The organism is Dermatophilaceae bacterium Soc4.6 (assembly GCA_039889245.1).
In the GTDB taxonomy this organism is placed as follows: domain Bacteria; phylum Actinomycetota; class Actinomycetes; order Actinomycetales; family Dermatophilaceae; genus Lapillicoccus.
Genome location: JAZGVH010000002.1, coordinates 3,476,739 through 3,501,579 on the forward strand (window position 1 = coordinate 3,476,739; position 24,841 = coordinate 3,501,579).

Below are 24,841 nucleotides of genomic sequence, written 5' to 3' on the forward strand. Positions count from 1 at the left end.
TGCACGAGAGGAGGCAGGTCATGGACATCACCACGATGAAGCGCATCGCCCCGGTCCAGATCCGGCGCGAGCGTTCCGCACGTCCGACGAGCACCTACCGCCTCGTGTCGCCGGACTGCGTCTCGATCCAGGGGATCTCCCTGCCCAGCACCGGATCCCTCGTCGGATCCCTCGTCGGTGCCCACGTCGTCGCCGATGCCACGACCCACACGTCCAACGATGCCTTCTCGTTCCGCCGCGGGAGACCGCCTGTCTGAGTGCACCTCAGGCTGGTGCTCACCTCCAGGCCGCGGAACCCGACATCGGGATCCGCGGCCTTTCTCGTCGTCCCTGCGGGGCGCGCGGCCGCCGTCGAGCCGAGGAAGACCCATGACCCTCACCATCACGCTCCAACGACCAGCAGCACCAGCAGCACCAGCACCAGCACCAGCAGCACCAGCAGCAACGAGACCACACCGATCCACACCACGGATCACCACGAGGGAGCGCGACCGCGGTCCCCGAGACCAGGAGGTGACACCGATGACCCTCAGCACGCTCACGAGCCACGTGACGGGCCACGGGCCGACCGAGCCCAGCGGCATCCCGTGCCGTGACTACGACGCCGAGCTGTGGTTCGCCGAGAGCCCGAGCGACGTGGAGTTCGCCAAGGCTCTCTGCGGGAGCTGCCCCTTCAGGCCGCAGTGCCTCGCCGACGCCCTCGAGCGGCGCGAGCCGTGGGGCGTCTGGGGCGGCCAGCTACTCGTGCAGGGCGCCGTCGTCGCCCGCAAGAGACCCCGCGGCCGGCCGCGGAAGGACACGGTCTACGCCGCCTGATCCGGCCCGACCCCGAGCGGGACCAGAGCCGGTCCGACCCGCACCACCCGATCGACCACGCACCACCGACCCAGTAAGGAGCACCACCATGTTCGACGCTCAGCACATCGAGCTGGCGAATCAGGGCATCGCCCGGCGCCAGCGCACGCAGGACGTCCGCGGGATCCGACGCGGCTCGCGCCTGATCCAGCTGGAGATCCGCCGCGCCCGCGACGCCGGCCACCGCCGGTGACGAGGGCGACCTCCGTCGCCAGCACCACCACCACCCACCCAGCACCACCAGCACCACCAGCACCACCCGGTACCGCCGCCAGGGCGGGGAGGGCGACGGCCTCCCCGCCCTTGTCGTGTCTCGGGTTGGCTACAGTGGCCGCATGCACGAGAGCGCCTATGAGCACGGCCGTCAGTTCTTCGAGGTCTACTGGAACCCCCGTTTCACCGATGTCGTCGAGCTGGGGAGCCAGGACGTCAACGGCAGCATCCGCGACCACGCGCCCGAGTCAGCCCGCTACGTCGGCCTGGACATGGTCGAGGGCAAGGGAGTGGACCTCGTCGTGGTCCCCGGCCAGCCGCTCGAGCTCGAGGACGAGTCGTTCGACGTCGTCGTGACCAGCTCGGCGTTCGAGCACGACGTGTGCTTCTGGGAGACCTTCCTCGACCTGCTGCGCATCACCCGGCCCGGCGGGCTGCTCTACGTCAACGCCCCGAGCAACAACGCGTTCCACCGCTACCCCCTCGACTGCTGGCGCTTCTACCCCGACTCGGGGGTGGCCCTCGTCGAGTGGGCGCGCCGCAAGGACGTCGAGGTCGAGCTCGTCGAGTCGTTCGTCGCCGCCCCTGAGGCGTCGGGCTGGTGCGACTTCGTGGCGGTCTTCCGCAAGGCCGGCCCGCCCCTGGTGCGCTCGGGCCGGATGGCCGACCTCGGTGAGGTCATGAACGTCCACGACATCGACGGTCCCGAGATCGACCGTGAGAGCAGCCCGACCTACGACATGCAGCGCATCGACGCGGTGCAGGGCCAGCTCGCGGAGGTCGGGTCGCAGGAGCAGGCCACTCGCGGCGAGCTCGTCGAGGCCCAGGCCGCGCTCGCGGCCGCCCAGGCGCGGTGCGCTGCGCTCGAGCAGCAGACCTCGGCCGTCCACGCCGAGCTGGCGACCGTCTACGCCAGCAGCTCGTGGAAGCTCACCGGTGGGGTCCGTCGCCTGTCGACCCTCGCCCGCCGACGCTGACGCCCGGGCACGCCCACCGTCCGTGGGCCCGCCACCCGTAGGCTGACCGGTATGCAGGCATCGATACGCATCGCCCAGGACCCTGCCGCCGACGAGGTGCTGAGCACTGACGCCTTCGGTCTGCTCGTCGGGATGCTGCTCGACCAGCAGTTCCCGATGGAGCGGGCCTTCGCCGGCCCGGCCAAGGTGCTCGAGCGGCTCGGCACCCTCGACCCCGCGGCGATCGCGGCCGCCGAGCCCGACGCCTTCGCCGACCTCTGCTCGACACCACCGGCCATCCACCGCTACGGCCGCTCGATGGCGGGCCGGATCCGGTCGCTCGCGGCGGTCGTGGTGAGCGACTACGACGGCGACGCCGAGTCGATCTGGCTCGGCGCCGAGACCGGCGCCGACCTCGTCACCCGGCTCAAGGCCCTGCCCGGGTTCGGTGACCAGAAGGCGCGGATCTTCGCGGCCCTGGTCGGCAAGCAGCTCGGCGTGGTTCCCACCGGCTGGGGTGAGGCGATCGGGCCCTACGCCGAGAGCGGGTCCTTCCGCTCCGTCGCCGACGTGGTCGACGAGGAGTCGCTGGCGAAGGTGCGATCGTTCAAGCAGCAGGCCAAGGCGGCGGCGAAGGCCAAGGCCTGACCGTCGTGGATCCGACGAGTGCGCTGCCCGCTGGCGCCCACCCCGACGAGATGGTGTGCGCGCTCTGCGGGGCCCGCGTCAGCGATGACGCCGTGCCGGCGGCGCGGCTCGCGTGGGTGCGTGGCGTCGAGAACGGCCGCCTGGTGTGGACCTGTGCCACGTGTGCCCGCACGCACCTGCGCAGCATCGAGGGAAAGCTCGACTCTGCCTGGTGGTAGCGGGCGCGAGGACTGGTCAGTCGCCGACCGGCTGCAGGTCGGCCCCGTGCAGGTGCCCGCCCACGATCTTGCGGCCCTCGACCTCACCACCGAGCTGGCACAGGACGCCGATGCCGCCGATCCAGACGCGGTGGATCAAGAGGTACTCAGCCGGCAGGTTGAGCTTCATCCCCACCGAGTAGTTGGGTCGACGCGGGTCGTTGATGTAGGCGAAGACGTCGCGGATCCACTCGCGCGAGAAGCGGAAGCGGTCGGTGCGCAGCGGGTCCACGAACGGCGCGAGGTAGTCGAGCAGGCGCTGCGCGTCGAGGTCGATGCCCGGACGGACGAAACCGATGCCCCGTAGCCCGTCGAGGGTGCCCGCGGCGTTGCCCTCGAGCGCCATGCTGAGGAAGATGCCCATCTCGGGGGGCAGGCCCTGGGGCAGCCGGTTGACCGCGCCGAAGTCGATGACCCCGAGGCGTCCGTCGGGAGTGATGCGGAAGTTGCCGGGGTGCGGGTCCGCGTGCAGGAGACCGACCCGGTCGGGCCCCTCGAGCAGGAACTCCATGTAGAGACTCGACGCCGCGTCGCGCTCCTCGACGGTGCCGTCGGTGATGACCTGCGACAGCGGCCGGCCCTCGAGCCACTCGCTGACGATGACGTGCTCGCTGTTCTTGATGACCTTCGGGATGGCGAAGTGCGGGTCGCCGTCGAAACCCTTGGCGAACTTCGCCTGCGACTTGGCCTCGAGGTTGTAGTCGAGCTCCTCGCTCATCCGGCTCTTGAGCTCGTCGAGGATGGGGCCGATCTCGATCCCGGGGATCCACACGGTCGCGACCTTCGCCACCCGCGAGATCTGGTTGAGGTCGGAGATGAGCGCCTTGCCGGCGCCGGGGTACTGGATCTTGACCGCCACCTCGCGCCCGTCTCGCCAGACCCCCCGGTGCACCTGCCCGATGGACGCCGCAGCGACCGGTACGTCGTCGAACTCCGTGAAGCTGCGCCGCCAGCGGGGCCCCAGCTCGTCGGCGAGCACCGCGTGCACCGTGGCGGCGGGGAGCGGTGGGGCGCTGTCCTGCAGCTTGGTCAGCATGGCCCGGTAGGGAGCCGCCATCTCCTCCGGCAGCGCCGACTCGAAGACCGAGAGGGCCTGGCCGAACTTCATCGCCCCGCCCTTGAGCTCACCGAGCACCTTGAAGAGCTGCTCGGCGGTGCGGGCCTGCATCTCGGCGGCCACGAGCTCGGCCGGCTTGCCGCCCAGCCGCTTGCCCAGACCCCATGCGGCGCGGCCGGCGATGCCAGCGGGGAGGGTCGCGAGCTTGGCGGCCCTGGTCACGGCGTTTCGGGGCAGGTCGGTCACCTCACCATTCTCTCTCCTGCGCTGCCCGAGGTCTCGGGCGCCCCGACGGCGGTTGCGTCACAGCGACCTCTCGCGCGGTGGTGGGCGCAGGCGGGGTGACGGGGCCAGCGGCGGTGGTCGAGCCGGGGCAAGGGCAGTGCCGCCTCGACCGAGACCCCGGCGGGCACCCCCGGGCCGTCCAGCTGGGCTCGCACCAGCATCGCGACGACAGCCGAGGCCAGCGTGAGGAGGGTGCCGTCATCAGGTTGCAGGCTCTCTCCGGCCTGAGTCGCGATGACCGGCCACGCGGCGTCGAGGTCGGTGCGCACGTGGTCGAGACAGTGCAGGCACGGTCCGTCGTCGTCACGGACCAGCGGGCCGACCAGGACACGGCGACCCTCGACCACGACCGGCAGCACCGGCACGTCGCGGTGACGCCACGACTCGCCGCGGTGGGCAGGGACGACCGGTCGGCCGACGAGCACGACGAGGTGGGGCGCCACCACCCCCGGTGTGCGCGCCCGCAGTCGCTGGTCGAGGTCGTCGGCCGCCTCGGCGCCGAGGTCGACCCGGCCGATCCCCCCGGCCCGGAGCAGGGTGGCCACCTGCCACGCGAGCGGGCCGACGCCCTCCACGACGACGTGGTGACGGTGCCGGACGACCGCCAGCGGTGAGGTCGGGCGCCGACTCACCAGGCCGTGGTCGCGCAGCACGCCCAGCAGCCGGGTCGTGCGCGATCGGGTCACCCCGAGACGGGCGGCGGCCTGCTGGAGGGCGGCAGCGTCCACGGTGCCTTCCAGGCTGCCCCCGAGGCCCGTGATGACCTCGACCTCGGACGGCTCGAGCCCGGCGACGACCACGCCCCGCGCGCCGGGGCTCCATCCGAGCTGCACGGCGTCACGCCCACGGCGCAGGGCGCGGGGCGAGCTGTCGGAGCGGCGGCCAGCAGTCATTCGGAGGGCTCCTTAGGGGGCGTCGAGACGACAGTGCCACACCGCAGGCGTCACCCTCCGCCGTCATCCACAGCCCCGGACGCGGCTGTGGGCGGGACCGAGGTCGGTCCCGCCCACTGCCGACCTCGCGCCGAGAGGGCGCGAGGAGGTCAGCTCTTGCCGAGGATGCGGTTGAGGTTCGTGCCGCAGACGGGGCACTGGCCCTTGGCCATGCGGCGGCCGTTCTCACTGACGACCACCTTGCCCTCGGCCTCGCGCTTGGCCTTGCACTTCACGCAGTAGAACTCGCCCGAGTAGGTCTCGCCCGTCTCGGTGGCAGGCTTCTTCTCAGCCTTCTGGTCAGCCATGTGACGCTTCTCCTTGTCTGTCTGCACCTCGGTCTCCGGCGCAGGACTTGGTCAACCCTAGACCAGCGTGAGCGTGGACACGTCCAACGGTCCGCCGCACGTCCCGCGCGTCGTCTCGAAGTCGTCGTACCCTCGACCCATGGTCGAGGCACGGCAGGCCGGGGCGGAGAGCGACATCGAGGTGCGACGCAGCCGCCGCCGACGTCGCACCGTCAGCGCCTACCGCGAGGACGGTCGCACGGTGGTGCTCATCCCCGCGGGCTTCAGCAAGGCGCAGGAGCGGCGATGGGTCGACACCATGCTGGGCCGGTTGGCGCAGGGGGACCGGCGTCGCAGCCCCGACGACGTCGAGCTGGCCGCCCGCGCAGCGGATCTCGCGACGCGCTTCCTCGGCGGGCTCGCCCGTCCCACCTCGGTGCGCTGGGTGTCCAACCAGCGCAGCCGCTGGGGGTCGTGCACCCCGGCCGACGGCACCATCCGCATCTCCGAGCGGCTCAGGGGGATGCCGGCCTACGTGCTCGACTACGTGCTGCTCCATGAGCTCGCGCACCTGGTCAACCCGTCGCACGACCGGGCGTTCTGGCTGCTGCTCTCGACCTATCCGCGGCTCGAGCGCGCTAGGGGATACCTCGAGGGAGTAGCCGCCGCAACAGGACTCGACGCACCTGATTCCGGAGACACGACTGACGGCGACGGCCCTCCGAGCCGAGGCCGGCTCTTCTAGGTCGGGCGGACGACCGACGAGACCGCACGCAGGGCGAGCTCGACCGGCCCGGCCAGCTCGGCGGCCGTTCCCTCGGGCAGGGCGGTGACCGGCCACCACCGCACGTCGTGGGACTCGTCGCTGACGACCGGCTCGGCGCCGGCCGGCGCCACGGCGGCATACCGCAGGTCGAGGTGCTGCTGGCAGCGGCCGAAGGCGCCGACCAGCACATGACGGTCGAGGTGCACGGGGCCGGGGGTGACCCGCAGGCCGTCGATGCCGCCCTCCTCGAGGGCCTCGCGCGCGGCCGCGGCGCGCACCGACCGGTCGACGGGCTCGAGGTGCCCACCGAGCTGGTACCACTGCCCCGCCTTGCGGTGGTGGGTGAGCAGCACGTGGGTCAGGTCTGCACTGAGCACGAGGCAGCTGGCGGTGAAGTGGGAGGGCGGCCCGGCCTTCGCCATCGCGTCGGGGTGCGCGCCCAGGTGCGCCAGCATGTCGAGCCGGACCAGCTCCTGCCGGGCGTCAGCGGGCTCGAGACCAGCCAGCACCCGCACCGCGTCACCGTGCAGCAGACCGTATGCTCCCGGGTCACCCGCCCCGGTCACTGCGCCGGGCCGTCGGGCGTCGAGGGCCCGTCCGCCTCTCCGGACGGGCCCTCGGCCCCGGCGTCACGCAGCAGCGCCTCGAGCGCGGAGTCGACGTCGTCGTGACCACCACCGCCGCGACGCTTCTCGACGTAGCCGAGCGGGTCGTCGAGGTCCTCGGTGCGCGGGGCGATGTCAGGGTGCGACCAGGCGCCGTCACGCAGGCCGATGCCGCCGGCGTCCTCGAGCGCGGCCCAGAGGTTGCGGGCGTCCCGCAGGCGCCGGGGTCGCAGCTCGAGCCCGACGAGGGCGCTGAAGGCCTTCTGCGCCGGACCTCCGGCGCGGCGTCGTCGGACGGCCTCACCCAGGGCGCCCGACTGCGGCAGGTGGGCCGCGGTCGCCTGGTCGGTGACGAGGTCGACCCAGCCCTCCACGAGCGCGAGGGACGTCTCGAGCCGGGTGAGCGCGGCCTGCTGCTCGGGGGTGGGCGTGGGGGAGAAGAGCTTGTGCTGCAACGCCTCCTGCAGCTGGGCGAAGCCCTCCGGTGAGTCGGGCGACTCCATGTCACGCACCTGCGCCTCGATGGCGTCGGTGTCGATGCTGAGGTTGGCGGCGTAGTCGCGCACCGTGGCCTCGAGCTGCGGGCCGAGCCAGGGCACCTCGGCGAAGAGCCGGGCCCGGGCCCCCTCCCGCACCGCGAGGTAGAGCAGCACCTGGGAGGCCTCGAGCCCGAGACCCTCGGTGAAGGCGGCGACGCTCGTCGGCAGCAGGGCGACGTCCTCGGAGGGCACCAGCGGCAACCCGACCTCGGTGCCGGAGAGCACGTCGGACGCGAGCGCGCCCACTCCCTGGCCGAGCTGGGCGACGAACATCGAGCCCGAGAGCTGCTCCATCGCCGGGGCCACCTGGTCGAGCAACGCCGAGAAGTCCAGGCCGCCGGTGGGGAGGGCCGCCTTCAGCTCGTCAGGCAGCTGGTCGGCGAATCCCTCGGGGAGGTTGTCGGTGAGGGCACCCATCTGCTGACGCAGGGCGGCACTGACGGCGCGGGTCACACCCGCCGAGATCGGCTCGACGAGCCCGGCCCAGGTCGCCATGGTGGCCTCCACCCACTCGGCGCGGCTCCACGCGACCCCGGTGCCGGTGGGTGCGTCGAACGCCGTGACCGGGTCGATCCACAGCTGTGCGACGCGCACCGCGTCACTGACCTCGCGGCGCTGGGCGTCGGTGATGCTGGGGTCCGCGTCGCCCGCGGCGACGGTCTTGCGGGCCACGTCGGTCGCCATCTCGGCCCGGCTCTGCGCCGTCTGCGGGGCGAACAGACCCGCGAGCTGCTGCTGCATCGCGGCGAACGCGCCCATCGGGGCCTCGCCCGCCCCCGGCGGGGTCACCCCGAGCTGGCGCATCATCTCGCCGAGGTCGGGCATGCCGCCCCCGGAGCCGCCCACGCCGAGCTGGCCCATCAGGGCACCGAGGTCGGGCATCGAGCCGCCTGAGCCGCTCAGCTGACTCATGATCTGCTCGAGGTCGGGCAGCTCGCCCGAGCCGGTGAGCTGGCGCAGCAGGGCCGCGAAGTCGGGAGGGCCTGCGGCGTCCTCACCGCCTGTGCCCGACGACGGGCGCGAGGGGACGCCGCCGAAGCCCATGGGGGGACGCTCTGCGGACGGCTGCTCGCCCGGCGTCACCTCGGCGCCGTCGGGCGCGTCGGCGCCGTGCGCCGCCTCCTCGTCGGGCTCCTGGGGGTCCTCGGGTCGACCGAATCCTGCTGCCATCGCTCCAGCCTCCTCGGTCCCCGCGAGGACCACAACCTGCCGACACCTGCCGCCCACCGCGTCGGGGCGCTGACCGGTCAACCACACGGCCGGTGGGAAGGTTCCCGACCGCGTCAGGGCGCCCGGCGACGGGTCCTCGGACGGAGGTCAGCGGGTGGTCGTGCGCCGTTCAGCCGGGCGTTGGACAATGTCCCTCGACGACGGTTGGCGCCCGCCCACCGTCCGCAGCGAAGCAGGAGCAGATGAGCCACACCACCGAGGTCGTCCTCGCCGAGGTCCGCGACGCGCCCCTGTCGATCGACGAGGTGGTGGGCGCCGTGCGCGACCGTCGAGCCGGGGCGGTCTGCGTCTTCGTCGGCTACGTGCGCGACCACGACCACGGTGAGAGCGTGGAGGTCCTCGACTACGAGGTGCACCCGAGCGCCGCCGACGTCGCCCACGCGCTGGCGACCCGCCTCGCCGCCGACGGGCGGGCCCTGCGCATCGGCGTGGTGCACCGCTACGGGCACCTCACGATCGGCGACGTCGCCATCGTGGCTGCGGTGAGCTCGGCGCACCGGGCCGAGTCGTTCGAGGTCTGCCGCACCCTGGTCGACGAGTTCAAGGCGACAGTGCCGATCTGGAAGCACCAGACCTTCACCGACGGGTCCGACGAGTGGGTGGGCCTGCCGTGAGCACCGACGACCTGCCGACCGTGCCCACCGTGCCCCTTGACCCCGCCGAGCCGTATCCCGCTGCGCCACCGCTCCCCTCCGAGCGGCGCACCTCCCGCGGCACCGCCGTGGCGCTGGGCACCGTCTTCGTCGGACTGCTGATCATCGCGGTCGGAAACCTCGTGCACCTGCCGTATGCGATCATGTCCCCCGGCCCCGCGACCAACGTCCTGGCCGCCGGCGGGGGCGACGGCGGCAAGGCCCAGCTGATCACCATCAGCGGACGCACGACCTACCCCGCCACGGGTGCACTCGACTTCACGACGGTCCGGGTCAACGGTGGCCCGGGCTACCCCGTGTCGGTGTGGGACGTGCTCAAGGCGTGGCTCGACGGCCACCAGGAGGTCTACCCCGTCGACGCCCTCTTCCCGCCGAGCCAGTCGGCGCAGGACGTCTCGGCCGAGAACCAGGCCCAGATGACCGACTCCCAGCAGGAGGCCACCGCCGTCGCCCTCAGGGCGCTCGGCATCCCCGTCACCCAGGTGGTCAGCGTCGGACAGGTCGCCAAGGACGCCCCCTCGGGTGACGCCCTCCGCGTCGGTGACGTCATCACCTCGGTCGGGGGGGCGAAGGTGGCCGACTCGTCGCAGATCCGCGCGCAGGTCCAGAAGGTCACGCCCGGTGGGGTGCTCGCCGTGGGTGTCGTCCGCGACGGCAGGCCCGTGACGGTCGACGCGCGCACCGGTGCCGCGTCCGGCCGCACGGTCCTCGGGGTCGTGCTGGCGGTCGGCTTCCGCTTCCCCTTCACGGTCAAGATCGACGCCGGCGACGTCGGTGGCCCGTCCGCGGGCCTGATGTTCTCGCTCGGCATCTACGACAAGCTCACCGACGGCTCGATCACCGGTGGCCAGAAGATCGCCGGCACGGGCACCATCGACGCCAGCGGCACGGTCGGCGCGATCGGGGGCATCCGACAGAAGATGGCCGGCGCCCACGAGGAGGGGGCGGCGTGGTTCCTCGCGCCGGCCGACAACTGCAACGAGGTCGTCGGTCACGTGCCCGACGGCATGCAGGCGGTCAAGGTGGCGACCTTCGACGAGGCCGAGGCCGCGGTCACCCGGATCGGCCGCGGAGACACCGGCAGCCTGCCCCACTGCTGACCCAGCACGCCAGCCGTATGCCGGAGACCGGCCTACGACTCGAAGGTCGCCCGCAGGGCGGCGACCAGACCCGGCGCGAGGTCGGGCCCGGTCGCGACCTCGTCGTCGGAGTCGTGCGCGCGCTGGCGCAGCAGGCAGACCGAGCGGCCGTCGCGGAGCACCGCGACGAGCAGCCGCACGTCGCGGCGGTCGGGGTGGGCGGCGAGCGCGGTGACGGCGGCGTCAGGGTCGGCTGGGAGGTCGCGCTCGGCGTCGGGGGGCACGACCATCCTCTCGACGGCGAAGGCGCAGCCGTCGACGTCGTCGGGCCAGGCGATACGGCCTAGGACCGACTCGAGGTCGGTGGAGTTGGGCAGGCCCTCCTGCTCGACCGCCGAGAGCGCGCCCTCGGCGAGGTCGCTGGCGGACAGCCCGTTCGCGAGCTGGGGCTCGCGCCGCACCAGCTCCTGGGTCAGGACCAGGGCGAACAGTCGCGGCGGCTGGTCCCACCCGGCGGCGGCGACGTGGCGCTCGGTGTCGAGGGCGGCGATGGAGAGGGGGTCGACGACCGACCGGTGCTCGCGGGTCACGGGCCCATCCTCGCTCATCCGTGGGTGACGATCGGGTGTCGGGGTGGCTGCAGGGGGTCCTGCGACCGCGCTCTCATGGCTGGGGTTCGTATATTGAGGATCCACGTCGCCCGCCCGCGGTCGACGGTGACGACGACGATGGGGTTGGCAGTGAGCGAACGCGGATGGTTCAACGAGGGTGCCGGCGAGGGCGAGGAGTCCGCTGCGGGCCGAGGTGGGGGCAACGGAGCGGCGTCGACCCTGCAGCGCGTGCGGCGGCGGGGGCCGCTGGTGCCGACCATCATCGTGCTCGTCGTCCTCGGTGTGCTGCTCACCGTGGTCGCGCAGGTGTGGACGGAGGTGCTGTGGTTCGACTCCGTCGGGTTCCGCTCGGTCTTCACGACAGCGCTGGGGGCCAAGCTGCTGCTCGGTGTCGTCGCCGGGGTGGTGACGGCCGCGCTGGTCGGCTCCAGCCTGGTCGTCGCCTTCCGCTCCCGCCCGATCTACGTGCCCGACCCTGAGCAGGACTCCCTCGAGCGCTACCGCGAGGCCATCGAGCCGCTGCGCCGGCTCGCGACCGTCGGTGTGCCGGTGGTCATCGGCCTGCTCACCGGGCTCGGTGCCTCCGCCCAGTGGGAGACCTGGCTGCTGTGGCTCAACCGGCAGTCGTTCGGTCAGAAGGACCCGCAGTTCGGGCTGGATCTCGGCTTCTTCGTCTTCACCCTGCCGTGGCTGCAGTTCGTCATCGGCCTGCTGACGACCGCCCTGGTCGTCGCCCTGGTCGCCGCCGCCTTCACGCACTACGTCTTCGGTGGCCTGCAGTTCACCCCGGGTAACCGGCGCACGACGCAGACCGCGCGGGTCCACCTCTCGGCCCTGCTGGCGGCGATCATCCTGCTGCGGGCCGCTGGCTACTGGCTCGACCGCTACTCCCTGACCACCAAGACCAGCGACCTGATGACCGGCATCCAGTACACCGATGCCACCGCCGTGCTCCCGACCAAGGCGCTGCTGTCGATCGCCTCGATCGTCGTGGCGCTGATGTTCCTGACCGTCATCTGGCTGCGCTCGTGGCGGCTGCCGCTCATCGGTCTCGTCAGCCTCGTCGTCGTCGCCATCGTCGTCGGCGGCATCGTCCCCGCGCTCATCCAGTCGCTGCGGGTCAAGCCGAGCGAGCAGTCGCTCGAGGCTCCCTACCTGACCAACAACATCAAGGCCACGCGTGACGCCTACGGCATCGCCGGGGTGGACTCGACCGTCTACAACGCGGCGACCACGGCCACCTCGCAGGGGCTGCGCAACGACGCGGCCACGGTCCCGGGCATCCGCCTCACCGACCCCAACGTCGTCTCGCCGACCTTCCAGCAGCTGCAGGCCCTGGGCCGCAACTTCTACCGCTTCCCCGACACGCTCGACGTCGACCGCTACGCCATCGACGGCACGACCCAGGACACGGTGATCGGTGCGCGTGAGCTCGACCTCGACGGGGTGCCCGCCGGCCAGCGCAACTGGCTCAACGACCACGCCGTCTACACCCACGGCTACGGTCTCGTCGCCGCCTACGGCAACCGCAAGGCAGCCGATGGCGGGCCGGTCTTCCTCGAGAGCTCGGTGCCGGTGGGCAAGGGCCAGCTCGGCTCCTACGAGCCACGCATCTACTTCGGCGAGCAGTCGAGCACCTACAGCATCGTGGGCGCCCCGACCGGTGGGGCCGCCCGGGAGTTCGACTACCCGGTCGACAGCCAGTCGTCGAACCAGGCCCAGAACACATATGCCGGGACCGGCGGCGTCGCCATCGGCTCCACGGCCCGGCGCCTCGCCTACGCCATCAAGTACCGCGAGCCCAACTTCTTCCTCTCCGACGCGGTCAACGGCTCGTCCCGCCTGCTCGACTACCGCACCCCGCGCGAGCGGATCGAGCGCGTCGCCCCCTGGCTGACGCTGGACGGCAACGCCTACCCCGCCGTCGTCGACGGTCGCGTCACGTGGATCCTCGACGGCTACACGACGACCGCGAGCTATCCGAACTCGCGCCTGACCTCGATCGACACGGCCACGGCCGACTCGATCACCACGACGCGCAGCGCCGTGCAGGCGATCGACGCCGGACAGATCAACTACATCCGCAACTCGGTCAAGGCGACCGTCGACGCCTTCGACGGCTCGGTCCACCTCTACACGTGGGACGAGACCGACCCGCTGCTCAAGGCGTGGTCGGCGGCCTTCCCCGGCACCGTGGAGCCCCTCTCGGCCATCCCGGCGTCGCTCATGTCGCACCTGCGCTACCCGGAGGACCTCTTCAAGGTGCAGCGCACCGTCCTGGCGCGCTACCACGTCACCGACCCGGGCTCGCTCTACCAGAGCAACGACCTCTGGGACGTGCCGACCGACCCCACCAAGGAGAACGTCTCGACCTACCAGCCGCCCTACTACCTGAGCCTGGCCATGCCGGGGCAGCCGGCGCCGGCGTTCTCGTTGACGTCGACGTACAAGCCGTACGGCCCCACGCGTGACGCGCTCGCCGGGTTCCTCGCCGTCGACTCCGACGCGGGCACCAGCGCCGGCACGCGGGCGGCCGACTACGGGCGGCTGCGCCTGCTCCAGCTGCCTCGTGACCTCAACGTCAACGGCCCCGGTCAGGTGCAGAACGTCATCAACACCTCCAACGAGACCCAGACCGGCGGCCAGCCCCTGGGGCTGTCGAGCTACCTGACCTCGGTGCGCTCGGGCGGGTCGACCGTCGTCTTCGGCAACCTGCTCACCCTCCCGGTCGGTGGTGGCCTGCTCTACGTCGAGCCGATCTACGTGCAGGGGACGAAGTCGTCGTCGTATCCGCTGAACCAGCTGGTGGTGACCATCTTCGGCAACAAGCTGACCTGGTCGGCCACCCTCAGCGGCGCGCTCGACGCGCTCTTCCCCGGGGGGTCCGGCACGACAGCGCCCGACAAGCCGACCACCGGGGGCACCCCCCCGGTGACGGCGCCGGGCACCGGCACGGGCACGGGCAACAATGCGGCGCTGGCGCAGGCACTGGCTGACGCTCAGAAGGCGGTCACCGCGTCGGAGGCCGCCCTCAAGGCGGGTGACTTCACGGCGTACGGCAAGGCGCAGACCGATCTCAAGGCCGCCATCACGAAGGCCGCAGCGGCGGCCCCGACGGGGGCAGGCAGCTCCACGCCGACCACGACACCGGTGCCGACGGCCACGCCGACCGGCTGAGGTCCGACCCCCCGAGGGGTCTTCGTGCCGGGGCCGCCCACGATTTGGCGGTCCCGGTGTGGCTCCCGTAAGATCAAGGCATACCGACGCGGGGTGGAGCAGCTCGGTAGCTCGCCGGGCTCATAACCCGGAGGTCGCAGGTTCAAATCCTGCCCCCGCTACAACACGACCGGCATCGTCCGGTCGACGCAGAAGCCCTCAGGTTCACCTGGGGGCTTTTCTGTGTGCTCGGCGAGGACGCCCAGCGGCGGGTCCCTGCGCGCTCGGCCGTCACGGGACCTTGGTCCCCCCTTCGCCGGCTGTCGCCGTGGCAACGTCATCCCAAAGTGACGTTCGACATGACGAGGAGCCGACGATGTCCACGACAGCCGAAGGATCGGTGGCCGGCAAGGCCGGGCTGATGCTGACCCTGGCCACACTGGGGTTCGCCCTCAACTTCTGGGCCTGGGCCCTGCTGTCACCTCTGGCGGTCTCGTTCACGGCGGCCTTGCGGCTGTCGTCGTTCCAGCAGTCCCTCCTGGTCGCGGTCCCGGTGGTGGTGGGCTCTCTGGGACGCATTCCCGTCGGCGCGCTCACCGACCGCTTCGGTGGGCGGGTGATGTTCCCGGTCGTCTCGCTGGCCACCGTCGTGCCGGTGCTCTACCTGGGTCTCCTCGGGCACTCCAGCCTGACTGCCCTCCTGGTGGGCGGGTTCTTCCTGGGGATCGCCGGCACCGCGTTCGCCGTCGGTGTGCCGTTCGTCGGAGCCTGGTTCCCGCCGGAGCGGCGCGGCTTCGCCATCGGCGTGTTCGGTGCGGGAATGGGGGGCACGGCGATCAGCGCGCTCACCACGGTGAAGCTGGTCAACGCGCACTCGACGAGCACCCCGTTCCTGATCACCGCGGTGGTGCTCGTGGCCTACGGCGTCGTCGCGGCACTGGTGCTGCGCGACTCCCCGACCCGGACCATCCCGACCCAGTCGCTGGGTCGTCGGCTGAGGAGCGCAGCGGCGCTACCGATCACCTGGCAGGCCTCAGCCCTCTACACGGTCGCGTTCGGGGGCTACGTCGCGTTCAGCGTCTACCTGCCCACCTACCTGAAGAACGCCTACCTGCTCACGCCCGCAGACGCTGCCAACCGGATGGCCGGCTTCGTCGTCGTCGCCGTCCTCATGCGACCGGTCGGCGGCTGGCTCTCGGACCGCGTGCGTCCGGCCTCCGTCCTGTCGGTGTCCTTTGCCGTCGTCGCGGTCGGTGCCCTCATCCAGTCGTCCACTCCCGCACTGGTCCCCATGGGCACCGTGGCGTTCCTGGCCATGGCCGGCGCCCTCGGGGCGGCGTCGGGCGCGACCTTCGCGCTGGTCGCTCAGCGCGCACCCGCCTCTCAGGTCGGCTCCGTCACCGGCATCGTCGGGGCCGCCGGCGGTCTCGGCGGCTTCGTCCCACCGCTGGTGATGGGGTCGATCTTCGGTCGCGCCGGTGACTACCAGCCAGGCCTGGTGGCCCTGTCTGCCGTGGCTGTCGGGGTGCTGCTGCTGGCGGCCTCGATGCGGCGCGCCACGACACCGCAGCTGGTGTGACGGCCCACCGCGAGGGCCGCGACGATCACCTGTCCACGGCCACCGTCGACGACCGAACCGTCCATGGCTCGCCCCCACGAAGAGAGTCCGACCATGACCCAGACCCCCAAGCGGCCACGTCACACCCCTGCGCTCGACGACCCCTTGACCCAGGCGCTGGTCCGCAGCCGCCGGTTCTTCACCAAGGGCGTCGTCTCCGACGACCTGCGGACGCTGTCGAAGGTGGGGGGGCGCGAGGCCGACGACTTCTATCGTGACCGGTGGAGCCACGACAAGGTCGTCCGCTCGACCCACGGTGTCAACTGCACCGGCTCGTGCTCGTGGAAGGTCTACGTCAAGGACGGGATCATCACCTGGGAGACCCAGCAGACCGACTACCCGTCGGTCGGTCCGGACTCCCCGGAGTACGAGCCGCGCGGATGCCCTCGCGGAGCAGCCTTCTCCTGGTACACCTACTCGCCGACCCGGGTCCGCTACCCCTACGTGCGCGGGGTGCTGCTCCAGATGTTCCGGGAGGCCAAGGCCCAGCACGGCGGTGACCCGGTGCGGGCCTGGGAGCACGTCGTCGAGAACCCCCAGCGGGCCCGGGCCTACAAGTCCGCCCGTGGCAAGGGAGGTCTGGTGCGGGCCACGTGGGAGGAGGCCAGCGAGATCGTCGCCGCCGCCCACGTGCACACCATCAAGAAGTACGGCCCCGACCGGGTCGCCGGCTTCTCGCCGATCCCCGCGATGTCGATGGTCTCCCACGCATCGGGGGCCCGGTTCGTCAACCTCATCGGCGGCTCGATGCTGAGCTTCTACGACTGGTACGCCGACCTGCCCGTCGCCTCGCCCCAGGTCTTCGGTGACCAGACCGACGTCCCGGAGTCGGGCGACTGGTGGAACGCGGGCTACCTGATCATGTGGGGGTCCAACCTGCCGGTCACCCGCACGCCCGACGCGCACTGGATGACCGAGGCCCGCTACCGCGGCCAGAAGGTCATCGCCGTCGCCCCTGACTACGCCGACAACGTGAAGTTCGCCGACGAGTGGCTACCAGCCAAGCCAGGCACGGACGGCGCGCTCGCGATGGCGATGGGCCACGTCGTCCTCCAGGAGTTCTTCGTCGACAAGACGACCCCCTACTTCACGCAGTACGTCAAGACCTACACCGACCTGCCCCACCTCGTGCGGCTGGACGACGCGGGGGAGGGCGAGTACACCGCCGGCAAGTTCCTCACCGCCGCCGACCTCGCCAGCCACGCGTCGGACGAGAACGCCGACTTCAAGACCGTGGTCATCGACTCCGCGACCGGGGAGCCCGTCGTCCCCAACGGCTCCCTCGGGCACCGCTACGGCGAGGCTGGCGTGGGCAGGTGGAACCTCGAGCTCGGCGACGTCGACCCGGTTCTCTCCCTGCTCGAGAGCGCGACCGAGTCGGTGGTGGTGCGCCTGCCGCGCTTCGACACCCCCGACGGTGCCGCCGCCGACCTGCCCCGTGGCGTCCCCGTACGCCGCGTCGACGGGCACCTCGTCACCACGGTCTTCGACCTGCTCATGGCGCAGTACGGCGTCGCGCGGCCGGGACTGCCGGGCACCTGGCCCACCGGCTACGACGACGCGACCTCGCCCTGCACCCCGGCCTGGCAGGAGGCCATCACCGGCGTCCCGGCTGCGACCGCGGCCCGCGTCGGGCGCGAGTTCGCCCAGAACGCCGAGGACTCCACGGGTCGCTCGATGATCGTCATGGGCGCCGGCACCAACCACTGGTTCCACTCCGACACGATCTACCGCGCCTTCCTCACCCTCACCAACCTCACCGGCTGCCAGGGCGTCAACGGCGGCGGGTGGGCGCACTACGTCGGCCAGGAGAAGGTCCGCCCGATCACCGGCTACAACCAGATCGCCAACGCCCTCGACTGGAACCGACCGCCGCGCAACATGATCCAGACCGCGTTCTGGTACCTCCACACCGACCAGTTCCGCTACGACCAGTTCGGCGCAGACACGCTGTCGGCCACCACCGGCAAGGGGCAGCTGGCCGGCAAGTCGACCGCCGACGTCATCGCCCAGAGCGCCCGCATGGGCTGGATGCCGTCCTACCCGACGTTCGACCGCAACCCGCTCGACCTCAGCGACGACGCTGCCGCGGCCGGGAAGCCGGTGGGGGAGTACGTCGTCGAGCAGCTCAAGTCAGGAGACCTGGAGTTCGCCGGGGAGGACCCGGATGCTCCGGGGAACTACCCGCGCATCCTCTCGATCTGGCGGGCCAACCTGCTCGGCTCCTCGGGCAAGGGCAACGAGTACTTCCTCAAGCACCTGCTCGGCACCGACTCGTCGGTGCGGGCGACCGAGACGCCGGAGGGCCAGCGGCCGGTCGACGTGCGCTGGCGGGACGAGGCACCCGAGGGCAAGCTCGACCTGCTGATGACGATCGACTTCCGCCAGACGAGCACGACGATCTTCTCCGACGTCGTCCTGCCGGCCGCCACCTGGTACGAGAAGCACGACCTCAACACCACCGACATGCACCCCTTCGTGCACTCGTTCAACCCCGCCATCGCCCCGCCCTGGCAGACCCGCACCGACTGGGATGCCTGGCAGACCATCGCCGCGACGTTCAGCGAGCTGGCCGCCACCCACCTCGGCGTGCGCAAGGACGTCGTCGCGGTCGCTCTGACGCACGACACCCCCGACGCGATGGCCAACCCGCACGGCGTCGTCCGCGACTGGAAGAAGGGCGAGTGCGAGCCCATCCCCGGCGTCACCATGCCGAAGCTCGTGGAGGTCGAGCGCGACTACGGCGCCGTCGCCGAGAAGATGAACGCCCTCGGGCCGCTGGTGGACACGCTCGGGGCGACCACCAAGGGCGTGACCTTCGAGCTCGGTAAGCAGGTCGACTACCTGCGGGCCAAGAACGGCGCCGTCCGCGGAGGGGTGGCCGACGGCCGCCCGTCGCTCAAGCGCGACGTCTTCGTCTGCGAGGCCATCCTCGCGATGTCGGGCACCACCAACGGGCACCTCGCGACCCAGGGGTTCACGACCCTCGAGAAGCGCACCGGCGTGCGGCTCGCCGACCTCGCGTCGGAGCACGAGGGCAAGCAGATCACGTTCGCCGACACCCAGGGACCGCCGGTCCCGGTGATCACCTCCCCGGAGTGGTCGGGCTCGGAGACCGGGGGGCGGCGCTACTCGCCGTTCACGATCAACGTCGAGCGCAAGAAGCCGTGGCACACCCTGACGGGTCGGATGCACTTCTACCTCGACCACGACTGGATGACCGAGCTGGGGGAGGGGCTGCCGGTCTACCGGCCCCCGCTCAACATGGCGGCCCTCTTCCGCGAACCCGTCCTGGGAAACATCTCTGACGGGTCGGGCGGGCAGGTCGAGGGGCTGACCGTGCGCTACCTGACGCCGCACAACAAGTGGTCGATCCACTCGGAGTACCAGGACAACCTCTTCATGCTGTCGCTCTCACGCGGCGGTCAGAACATCTGGATGAGCGACCGCGACGCGGCCAAGGTCGGCATCGTCGACAACGACTGGATCGAGGCGGTCAACCGCAACGGGGTCGTCGTGGCCCGCGCCATCGTCTCGCACCGCATGCCCGAGGGGACCGTGTACATGTACCACGCACAAGATCGGCTCATCGACGTCCCGCTCGCGGAGACGTCGGGCAAGCGAGGCGGCATCCACAACTCGCTCACCCGCCTGCTGGTCAAGCCGTCCCACCTGATCGGTGGCTACGCGCAGCTGACCTTCGCCTTCAACTACCTCGGTCCGACGGGCAACCAGCGCGACGAGGTCACCATCATCCGCAAGCGCAGCCAGGACGTGACGTACTGATGAGGGTCATGGCGCAGATGGCGATGGTCATGAACCTCGACAAGTGCATCGGGTGCCACACCTGCTCGGTCACGTGCAAGCAGGCGTGGACCAACCGCTCGGGCACCGAGTACATCTGGTTCAACAACGTCGAGACGAGGCCGGGTCTCGGCTACCCCCGTACCTACGAGGACCAGGAGAAGTGGCAGGGCGGGTGGGAGCTCAACTCCCGAGGCCGGATGAAGCTCAAGGCGGGGGGCCGCTTCAAGAACCTCATGACGATCTTCTCCAACCCCAAGCTGCCCTCGATCAACGAGTACTACGAGCCGTGGACCTACGACTACGCCACGCTCACCGACGCACCCGCCCAGGCGCACACCCCGGTCGCCCGCCCGAAGTCGCTGATCAGCGGCAAGAACATGAAGATCGAGTGGTCGGCCAACTGGGACGACGACCTCGGCGGCTCCACGGCCACGGCCCACCGCGACCCGATGCTGAAGAAGATCGCCGACAAGGTGAAGTTCGAGTTCGAGCAGACCTTCATGTTCTACCTGCCGCGCATCTGCGAGCACTGCCTCAACCCGTCCTGTGCCGCGTCGTGCCCCAGCGGGGCGATCTACAAGCGGGCAGAGGACGGGATCGTCCTGGTCGACCAGGAGAAGTGCCGCGGCTGGCGCAAGTGCGTCTCGGGCTGCCCCTACAAGAAGGTCTACTTCAACCACCGCACCGGCAAGGCCGAGAAGTGCACGTTCTGCTTCCCGCGCATCGAGGTCGGCCTGCCCACCGTCTGCGCCGAGACCTGCGTCGGTCGGCTGCGCTACATCGGCCTGATGCTCTACGACGCGGACAAGGTCCTCGCGGCCGCGTCGACCACCGACGACCAGGGCCTCTACGAGGCCCAGCGCGACGTCTTCCTCGACCCCTTCGACCCCGAGGTGATGCGTGAGGCGGAGAAGGCGGGGATCGCGCGTGACTGGGTCGACGCCGCCCAGCGCTCCCCGATCTACGCCCTGATCAACACCTACAAGGTCGCCCTCCCGCTGCACCCGGAGTACCGCACGATGCCGATGGTCTGGTACATCCCACCCCTGTCGCCCGTGGTCGACGTCGTCGCCGAGACCGGTGAGGACGCCGAGGACACGGGCAACCTGTTCGCCGCCATCGACGCGCTGCGCATCCCGGTCGAGTACCTCGCCGAGCTGTTCACGGCCGGCGACGTCGCCCCGGTCGACGCCGTCCTCAAGAAGCTGGCCGCGATGCGCTGCTACATGCGCGACATCAACCTCGGGCGTGACCCCGACGGCGCCATACCTGCTGCCGTCGGCATGACCGAGGAGGAGATGTATGACATGTACCGCCTCCTGGCGATCGCGAAGTACGACGAGCGCTACGTGATCCCCCCGGCGCACGCCGAGCAGGCGCACTCGCTCGAGGAGCTGTCGACCGAGTGCTCGGTCTCGGACTACGGCGGCGGTCAGCAGGACGTCTTCGGTGAGGGCTCTGGCACCCCGACCCCCATCGCGGTCGAGAACTTCCAGATGCTGCAGGCCCGGCAGTCCTCCGACGCGCTCACCGGCCCGGAGAACACGGGCCGCCGGGTCAACCTGCTCAACTGGGACGGCAAGGGCTCACCTCCAGGGGTCTTCCCGCCGAAGGGGGCGGACTCGTGAGCGCCCGTCGACCGAAGCCGACCCTGCCGCCGCACCAGCTCACCCTCGTGTGGCAGTCGGTCTCGCTGCTCCTCGACTACCCCGACGAGGCGCTGCTCGACCGGGTCGGGCTGCTGCGGTCGGCTGCCGCTGACGTGCCTCCCGCGGTCGGGGACTCGCTGGGCCGCTTCCTCGACCACCTCGAGACCACCCCGCTGCCGCAGCTGCAGGCCGACTACGTCGAGACCTTCGACACCCGCCGGCGCTGCAACCTGTTCCTCACGTACTTCGCCCACGGCGACACCCGCAAGCGGGGCATGGCGCTGCTGAGGTTCAAGCAGACCTACCTCAGCGCCGGCCTCGAGCTCGACCACGCCGAGCTGCCCGACCACCTCTGCGTCGTCCTCGAGTTCGCCGCCACCGGAGACCAGTCGCTGGGCCGCGACCTCATGCTCGACCACCGCGCCGGGCTCGAGCTCCTGCGACTCTCGCTGCGGGACCTGGGCTCCCCGTGGGCCGGGTTGCTCGACGCGGTGACGGCGACCCTCCCGCCCCTGGCGGGCGACGAGCGTGACGCCGTACGTCGCCTGGCCGCCGCGGGCCCGCCCGAGGAGGAGGTGGGGCTCGCCCCCTTCGCCGCACCACAGTTCAGCCCCGCAGCGACCACCCGCGGCTCCATCCGCCTGCCGATGCCGTCCTTCCCGGGAGCCCACGCATGAACGAGTTCCTCTTCGTCGTCGTCCCCTACGTGTGTCTCACGACGTTCGTCGTCGGGCACCTGTGGCGCTACCGCTACGACAAGTTCGGCTGGACGACCCGCTCGTCGCAGCTCTACGAGAACCGCCTGCTGCGCATCGGCAGCCCCCTGTTCCACTTCGGCATGCTCGGCGTCGTCGGCGGCCACGTCATCGGCCTCCTCGTGCCCCAGTCGTGGACCGACGCGGTGGGCATCAGCGAGACCGGGTACCACGTCGTCGCCGTCGTGGGCGGCCTCCTCACGGGCATCGCTGCGGTGGTCGGGATGGCGATCCTCATCTACCGACGGCGCACCACCGGCCCCGTCTTCTCGGCGACCACCGTCATGGACAAGGTCATGTACGCGTTCCTGGCGGTGGTCATCATCCTGGGGATGTGGAACACGGTCGCCGGGTCGATCCTCACCATCGGGGGCGAGTACAACTACCGCGAGGGCGTGTCGGTCTGGTTCCGCTCGTTCCTCGCGTTCCACCCCGACGCGTCCCTGATGGCGAACGCCCCGCTGGGCTTCCAGGTGCACGCACTGGTCGCCTTCGGGCTCTTCGCCCTCTGGCCCTTCACCCGGCTCGTGCACGTCTTCAGCGCGCCCGTCGGCTATCTCACCCGCCCCTACATCGTCTACCGCAGCCGCGACGACACGACGCTCGGCAGCCACCGACCCCGCCGCGGGTGGGACCGGGTCGGATGAGGGGCGGGGTCACTGATGTGCGAGTACTGCGGATGCCAGAGCATCCCCGCGATCCGCGAGCTGACGTCGGAGCACGACGCCGTCGTCGACCAGATCGGCGAGGTCACCCGCCGGCTGGGCGACGGGAACACCGCCGCCGCCGCCGAGGCCTGTCGACGGATCACGCGCATCCTCGTTCCCCACACCGCCGTCGAGGAGTACGGTCTCTTCCCGGCGATGGCGGCCGAGTTCCCCGACCAGGTCGAGAGCCTCCAGCAGGAGCACCGGGCGATCGAGGCCGTCCTCGCCGAGTGCGCCGCCGGCACCCCGCCGGATCCTGGCTGGCCGGAGCGGGTGCTGCGCGCCCTCGACCTCCTGCGCGAACACATCCTCAAGGAGCAGGACGGCGTCTTCCCCGCCGCGTTGAGCGTCCTGCGCGACGACGACTGGACCCTGGTCGACGACATCCGAGACCGGGTTGGCAACGGTCTCGCCCCATCACCCTGACACGCAGGGCGACGGCCCCTCCATCCGACGACGATCGAGAGAAGACTCATGACCGAGCACACCAACACCCGACCCCTGGGCTCCGAAGTGGAGCAGCTGCCCCGTCTGACGGCCGAGCTCCTCGAGCAGGCGCGCGGGCAGTCGGCGCACCGTTCCGCGCGCACCATCCACTCCGGCTCCGCCCTGCGCGCCACCGTCATCGCGCTCGTGTCCGGGTCGGAGCTGGCCGAGCACGACGCACCCCCCGCGGCCACCCTGCAGGTCCTGCAGGGCCGGGTGCGCCTGCGCTGGCACGACGGCGAGCGGACCCTCGAGCAGGGCGAGATCACCGACATCCCTCCTGCGCGGCACGCCCTGCTGGCGCTCACCGACGCCGTCGTGCTGCTCACCGTCGCCCTGCACGCAGGGCCGGCCTAGCACGTCCAGCCGACCAACCTTCCCCATCTCCATCCCCATCCACAGGAGCCCGACCCGATGACTGCCACCCTGACCCCCGCCTCCACCTCCCTCAGCCTGCTGTCCCCCGGCTCTGCCTCCGTGATCGCGGCGACAGCCGCCGTCGTCGCCGAGCACGCCGAGCAGATCACCGCTCGCTTCTACCCACAGATGTTCGCCGACAACCCGCAGCTGCTGCGGGTCTTCAACCTCGCCAACCAGGCGACGGGCGAGCAGAGTCGCGCGCTCGCCGCCTCCGTCGTCGCCTACGCCGTTCAGCTCGTCGACCCGTCGGCGCCCTCCTTCGCCCACGTGATGACCCGCATCGCCCACAAGCACGTCTCCCTCGGCATCCGGCCCGAGCAGTACACGATCGTGGGACACCATCTCCTCGGGGCGGTGGGCGAGGTCCTCGGCGATGCGGTGACCCCTGCAGTGGCCGACGCCTGGGCTGAGGTCTACTGGCTCTTCGCCACCCAACTGATCGCCGAGGAAGCCCGGCTGTACGCCTTCGCCGGGGTCGACCCGGGCACCCCGACCCGGCCCTACCGGCTCGTCCGGCGGATCGAGGAGACCGACGACGTCGTGTCCCTGGTGCTCGAGCCGGCCGACGGCGCTCCGGTGCCGGAGATCGAGCCGGGTCAGTACGTCTCGCTCTTCGTGGACCTGCCCGGAGGCGACCGGCAGCCGCGGCAGTACACCGTGTCCTCCACCGCCGTCGGCACTCGCCTGCAGGTCACCGTCCGCAAGGTCCACGGGAGAGGCGGGGCACCCGACGGGCGGGTCTCGTCCTACCTGCACGACGAGATCGCGGTGGGGGACCTGGTCGACGTCAGCCCTCCGGCCGGCGACCTGGTCGTGCCCTCCTCGGACTCACCCCTGCTGCTGGCCACCGCCGGCGCCGGCATCACCACGGTGCTGCCGATCGTGGAGCACATCGCGCGCACCCAGCCCCAGCGTCCGGTCATCGTGGCCCACGCCGACCGCACGGCCAAGGACCACGCCCTGCGGGAGACCGTGCTCCACGCGGGTCGTCAGCTCGACCACTTCACCTCCTACACCTGGTACGAGAGCGTGGACGGCGACGACCACCGCTCCCGGACGGGACTCATGGACCTCACCGACGTGGCGCTGCCCGAGGGTGTGCACGTCTTCACCTGTGGCCCGCTGCCCTTCATGCGACAGATCCGGGCCGACCTGCTGGCCCGAGGTGTCCCTGCAGACCACATCCGCTACGAGGTCTTCGGTCCCGACCTCTGGGCGGCGCCGCCCGCCGCGACCTGATCCCGCGAGGTCGAGTTCACAGCGCTGAGCC

Annotated in this window: 24 protein-coding genes and 1 tRNA gene; 19 read left to right on the forward strand and 6 right to left on the reverse strand. The window is 71.1% G+C overall.

The genetic code is table 11. The features are described 5' to 3' along the window. Positions 1–20: 20 nt before the first annotated feature. The 6 genes from V3N99_16290 to V3N99_16315 all read left to right on the forward strand — a co-directional run bounded on the left by V3N99_16290 (position 21) and on the right by V3N99_16315 (position 2,890). Entirely contained in the window at positions 21–257 is a 237-nt protein-coding gene (locus V3N99_16290) for a hypothetical protein (protein ID MEO3938299.1), read from the forward strand. A 265-nt stretch (positions 258–522) separates the two neighbouring features. Continuing rightward, complete coding sequence (locus V3N99_16295; protein MEO3938300.1) at positions 523–816, forward strand: WhiB family transcriptional regulator; 294 nt, start codon at positions 523–525, stop codon at positions 814–816. An 88-nt stretch (positions 817–904) separates the two neighbouring features. Beyond that, the gene (locus tag V3N99_16300) at positions 905–1,048 is read left to right on the forward strand and encodes a hypothetical protein (GenBank protein MEO3938301.1); all 144 of its coding nucleotides are present in this window, start codon (positions 905–907) and stop codon (positions 1,046–1,048) included. Positions 1,049–1,190: 142 nt separating this feature from the next. After that, positions 1,191–2,045 carry a methyltransferase domain-containing protein gene (locus V3N99_16305; protein MEO3938302.1) on the forward strand — a complete coding sequence of 285 codons (855 nt, stop codon included), beginning with the start codon at positions 1,191–1,193 and terminating at the stop codon, positions 2,043–2,045. A gap of 51 nt (positions 2,046–2,096) precedes the next feature. Further along, positions 2,097–2,672: an HhH-GPD-type base excision DNA repair protein gene (locus V3N99_16310; protein MEO3938303.1), complete on the forward strand. Its 576-nt coding sequence runs from the start codon at positions 2,097–2,099 to the stop codon at positions 2,670–2,672. 5 nt (positions 2,673–2,677) lie between these two features. Continuing rightward, positions 2,678–2,890 (forward strand): hypothetical protein, encoded by a 213-nt coding sequence (locus V3N99_16315; protein ID MEO3938304.1) that lies wholly within the window; start codon positions 2,678–2,680, stop codon positions 2,888–2,890. A gap of 16 nt (positions 2,891–2,906) precedes the next feature. On the opposite strand, the gene V3N99_16320 is transcribed toward V3N99_16315, so the two are convergent. The 3 genes from V3N99_16320 to V3N99_16330 form a co-directional block, all read right to left on the reverse strand. Then, entirely contained in the window at positions 2,907–4,232 is a 1,326-nt protein-coding gene (locus tag V3N99_16320; GenBank protein ID MEO3938305.1) for an AarF/ABC1/UbiB kinase family protein, read from the reverse strand. Continuing rightward, a complete protein-coding gene (locus tag V3N99_16325) occupies positions 4,229–5,164 on the reverse strand; it encodes a helix-turn-helix domain-containing protein (protein MEO3938306.1) in 936 nt (311 codons plus the stop codon). Before V3N99_16325 ends, V3N99_16320 begins: the two co-directional genes overlap by 4 nt. Positions 5,165–5,313: 149 nt before the next feature. Then, positions 5,314–5,511 (reverse strand): DUF5679 domain-containing protein, encoded by a 198-nt coding sequence (locus V3N99_16330; protein MEO3938307.1) that lies wholly within the window; start codon positions 5,509–5,511, stop codon positions 5,314–5,316. Between the two features lie 139 nt (positions 5,512–5,650). On the opposite strand from V3N99_16330, the gene V3N99_16335 reads away from it, so the two are divergent. Continuing rightward, a complete protein-coding gene (locus V3N99_16335) occupies positions 5,651–6,235 on the forward strand; it encodes a M48 family metallopeptidase (protein ID MEO3938308.1) in 585 nt (194 codons plus the stop codon). Here the strand turns inward: V3N99_16335 and V3N99_16340 are convergent. Together V3N99_16340 and V3N99_16345 are read right to left on the reverse strand one after the other, a co-directional pair. Beyond that, positions 6,232–6,771 (reverse strand): NUDIX domain-containing protein, encoded by a 540-nt coding sequence (locus tag V3N99_16340; GenBank protein ID MEO3938309.1) that lies wholly within the window; start codon positions 6,769–6,771, stop codon positions 6,232–6,234. The two genes, V3N99_16335 and V3N99_16340, sit on opposite strands and share 4 nt — an antisense overlap. Positions 6,772–6,818: 47 nt before the next feature. After that, positions 6,819–8,570 carry a zinc-dependent metalloprotease gene (locus V3N99_16345; GenBank protein MEO3938310.1) on the reverse strand — a complete coding sequence of 584 codons (1,752 nt, stop codon included), beginning with the start codon at positions 8,568–8,570 and terminating at the stop codon, positions 6,819–6,821. Between the two features lie 242 nt (positions 8,571–8,812). On the opposite strand from V3N99_16345, the gene V3N99_16350 reads away from it, so the two are divergent. Beyond that, positions 8,813–9,244, forward strand: coding sequence for a molybdenum cofactor biosynthesis protein MoaE (locus tag V3N99_16350; protein MEO3938311.1), 432 nt, complete (start codon positions 8,813–8,815; stop codon positions 9,242–9,244). Then, entirely contained in the window at positions 9,241–10,383 is a 1,143-nt protein-coding gene (locus tag V3N99_16355; protein ID MEO3938312.1) for a PDZ domain-containing protein, read from the forward strand. Before V3N99_16350 ends, V3N99_16355 begins: the two co-directional genes overlap by 4 nt. A 32-nt stretch (positions 10,384–10,415) precedes the next feature. On the opposite strand, the gene V3N99_16360 is transcribed toward V3N99_16355, so the two are convergent. Continuing rightward, entirely contained in the window at positions 10,416–10,970 is a 555-nt protein-coding gene (locus V3N99_16360) for a PPA1309 family protein (GenBank protein ID MEO3938313.1), read from the reverse strand. Positions 10,971–11,102: 132 nt separating this feature from the next. On the opposite strand from V3N99_16360, the gene V3N99_16365 reads away from it, so the two are divergent. The 10 genes from V3N99_16365 to V3N99_16410 all read left to right on the forward strand — a co-directional run bounded on the left by V3N99_16365 (position 11,103) and on the right by V3N99_16410 (position 24,810). Then, positions 11,103–14,150, forward strand: a complete 3,048-nt coding sequence (locus tag V3N99_16365; GenBank protein ID MEO3938314.1) for a UPF0182 family protein — start codon at positions 11,103–11,105, stop codon at positions 14,148–14,150. An 87-nt stretch (positions 14,151–14,237) separates the two neighbouring features. Continuing rightward, a tRNA-Met gene (locus tag V3N99_16370) sits at positions 14,238–14,311 on the forward strand. A gap of 194 nt (positions 14,312–14,505) precedes the next feature. Then, the gene (locus V3N99_16375; protein MEO3938315.1) at positions 14,506–15,708 is read left to right on the forward strand and encodes a NarK/NasA family nitrate transporter; all 1,203 of its coding nucleotides are present in this window, start codon (positions 14,506–14,508) and stop codon (positions 15,706–15,708) included. Positions 15,709–15,801: 93 nt separating this feature from the next. After that, positions 15,802–19,533 (forward strand): nitrate reductase subunit alpha, encoded by a 3,732-nt coding sequence (locus tag V3N99_16380; GenBank protein MEO3938316.1) that lies wholly within the window; start codon positions 15,802–15,804, stop codon positions 19,531–19,533. After that, entirely contained in the window at positions 19,533–21,182 is a 1,650-nt protein-coding gene (gene narH / locus V3N99_16385) for a nitrate reductase subunit beta (GenBank protein ID MEO3938317.1), read from the forward strand. The genes V3N99_16380 and narH overlap by 1 nt, the downstream gene beginning before the upstream one ends. Further along, a complete protein-coding gene (narJ, locus tag V3N99_16390) occupies positions 21,179–21,880 on the forward strand; it encodes a nitrate reductase molybdenum cofactor assembly chaperone (GenBank protein ID MEO3938318.1) in 702 nt (233 codons plus the stop codon). The genes narH and narJ overlap by 4 nt, the downstream gene beginning before the upstream one ends. Continuing rightward, positions 21,877–22,605 (forward strand): respiratory nitrate reductase subunit gamma, encoded by a 729-nt coding sequence (gene narI, locus V3N99_16395; GenBank protein ID MEO3938319.1) that lies wholly within the window; start codon positions 21,877–21,879, stop codon positions 22,603–22,605. The genes narJ and narI overlap by 4 nt, the downstream gene beginning before the upstream one ends. A 15-nt stretch (positions 22,606–22,620) precedes the next feature. After that, positions 22,621–23,091: a hemerythrin domain-containing protein gene (locus V3N99_16400; GenBank protein MEO3938320.1), complete on the forward strand. Its 471-nt coding sequence runs from the start codon at positions 22,621–22,623 to the stop codon at positions 23,089–23,091. A gap of 48 nt (positions 23,092–23,139) precedes the next feature. Beyond that, a complete protein-coding gene (locus V3N99_16405) occupies positions 23,140–23,508 on the forward strand; it encodes a LuxR family transcriptional regulator (protein MEO3938321.1) in 369 nt (122 codons plus the stop codon). 57 nt (positions 23,509–23,565) lie between these two features. Then, on the forward strand, positions 23,566–24,810 hold the full coding sequence (locus V3N99_16410) for a globin domain-containing protein (GenBank protein MEO3938322.1): 1,245 nt from the start codon (positions 23,566–23,568) through the stop codon (positions 24,808–24,810). The last annotated feature ends 31 nt before the right edge of the window (positions 24,811–24,841 follow it).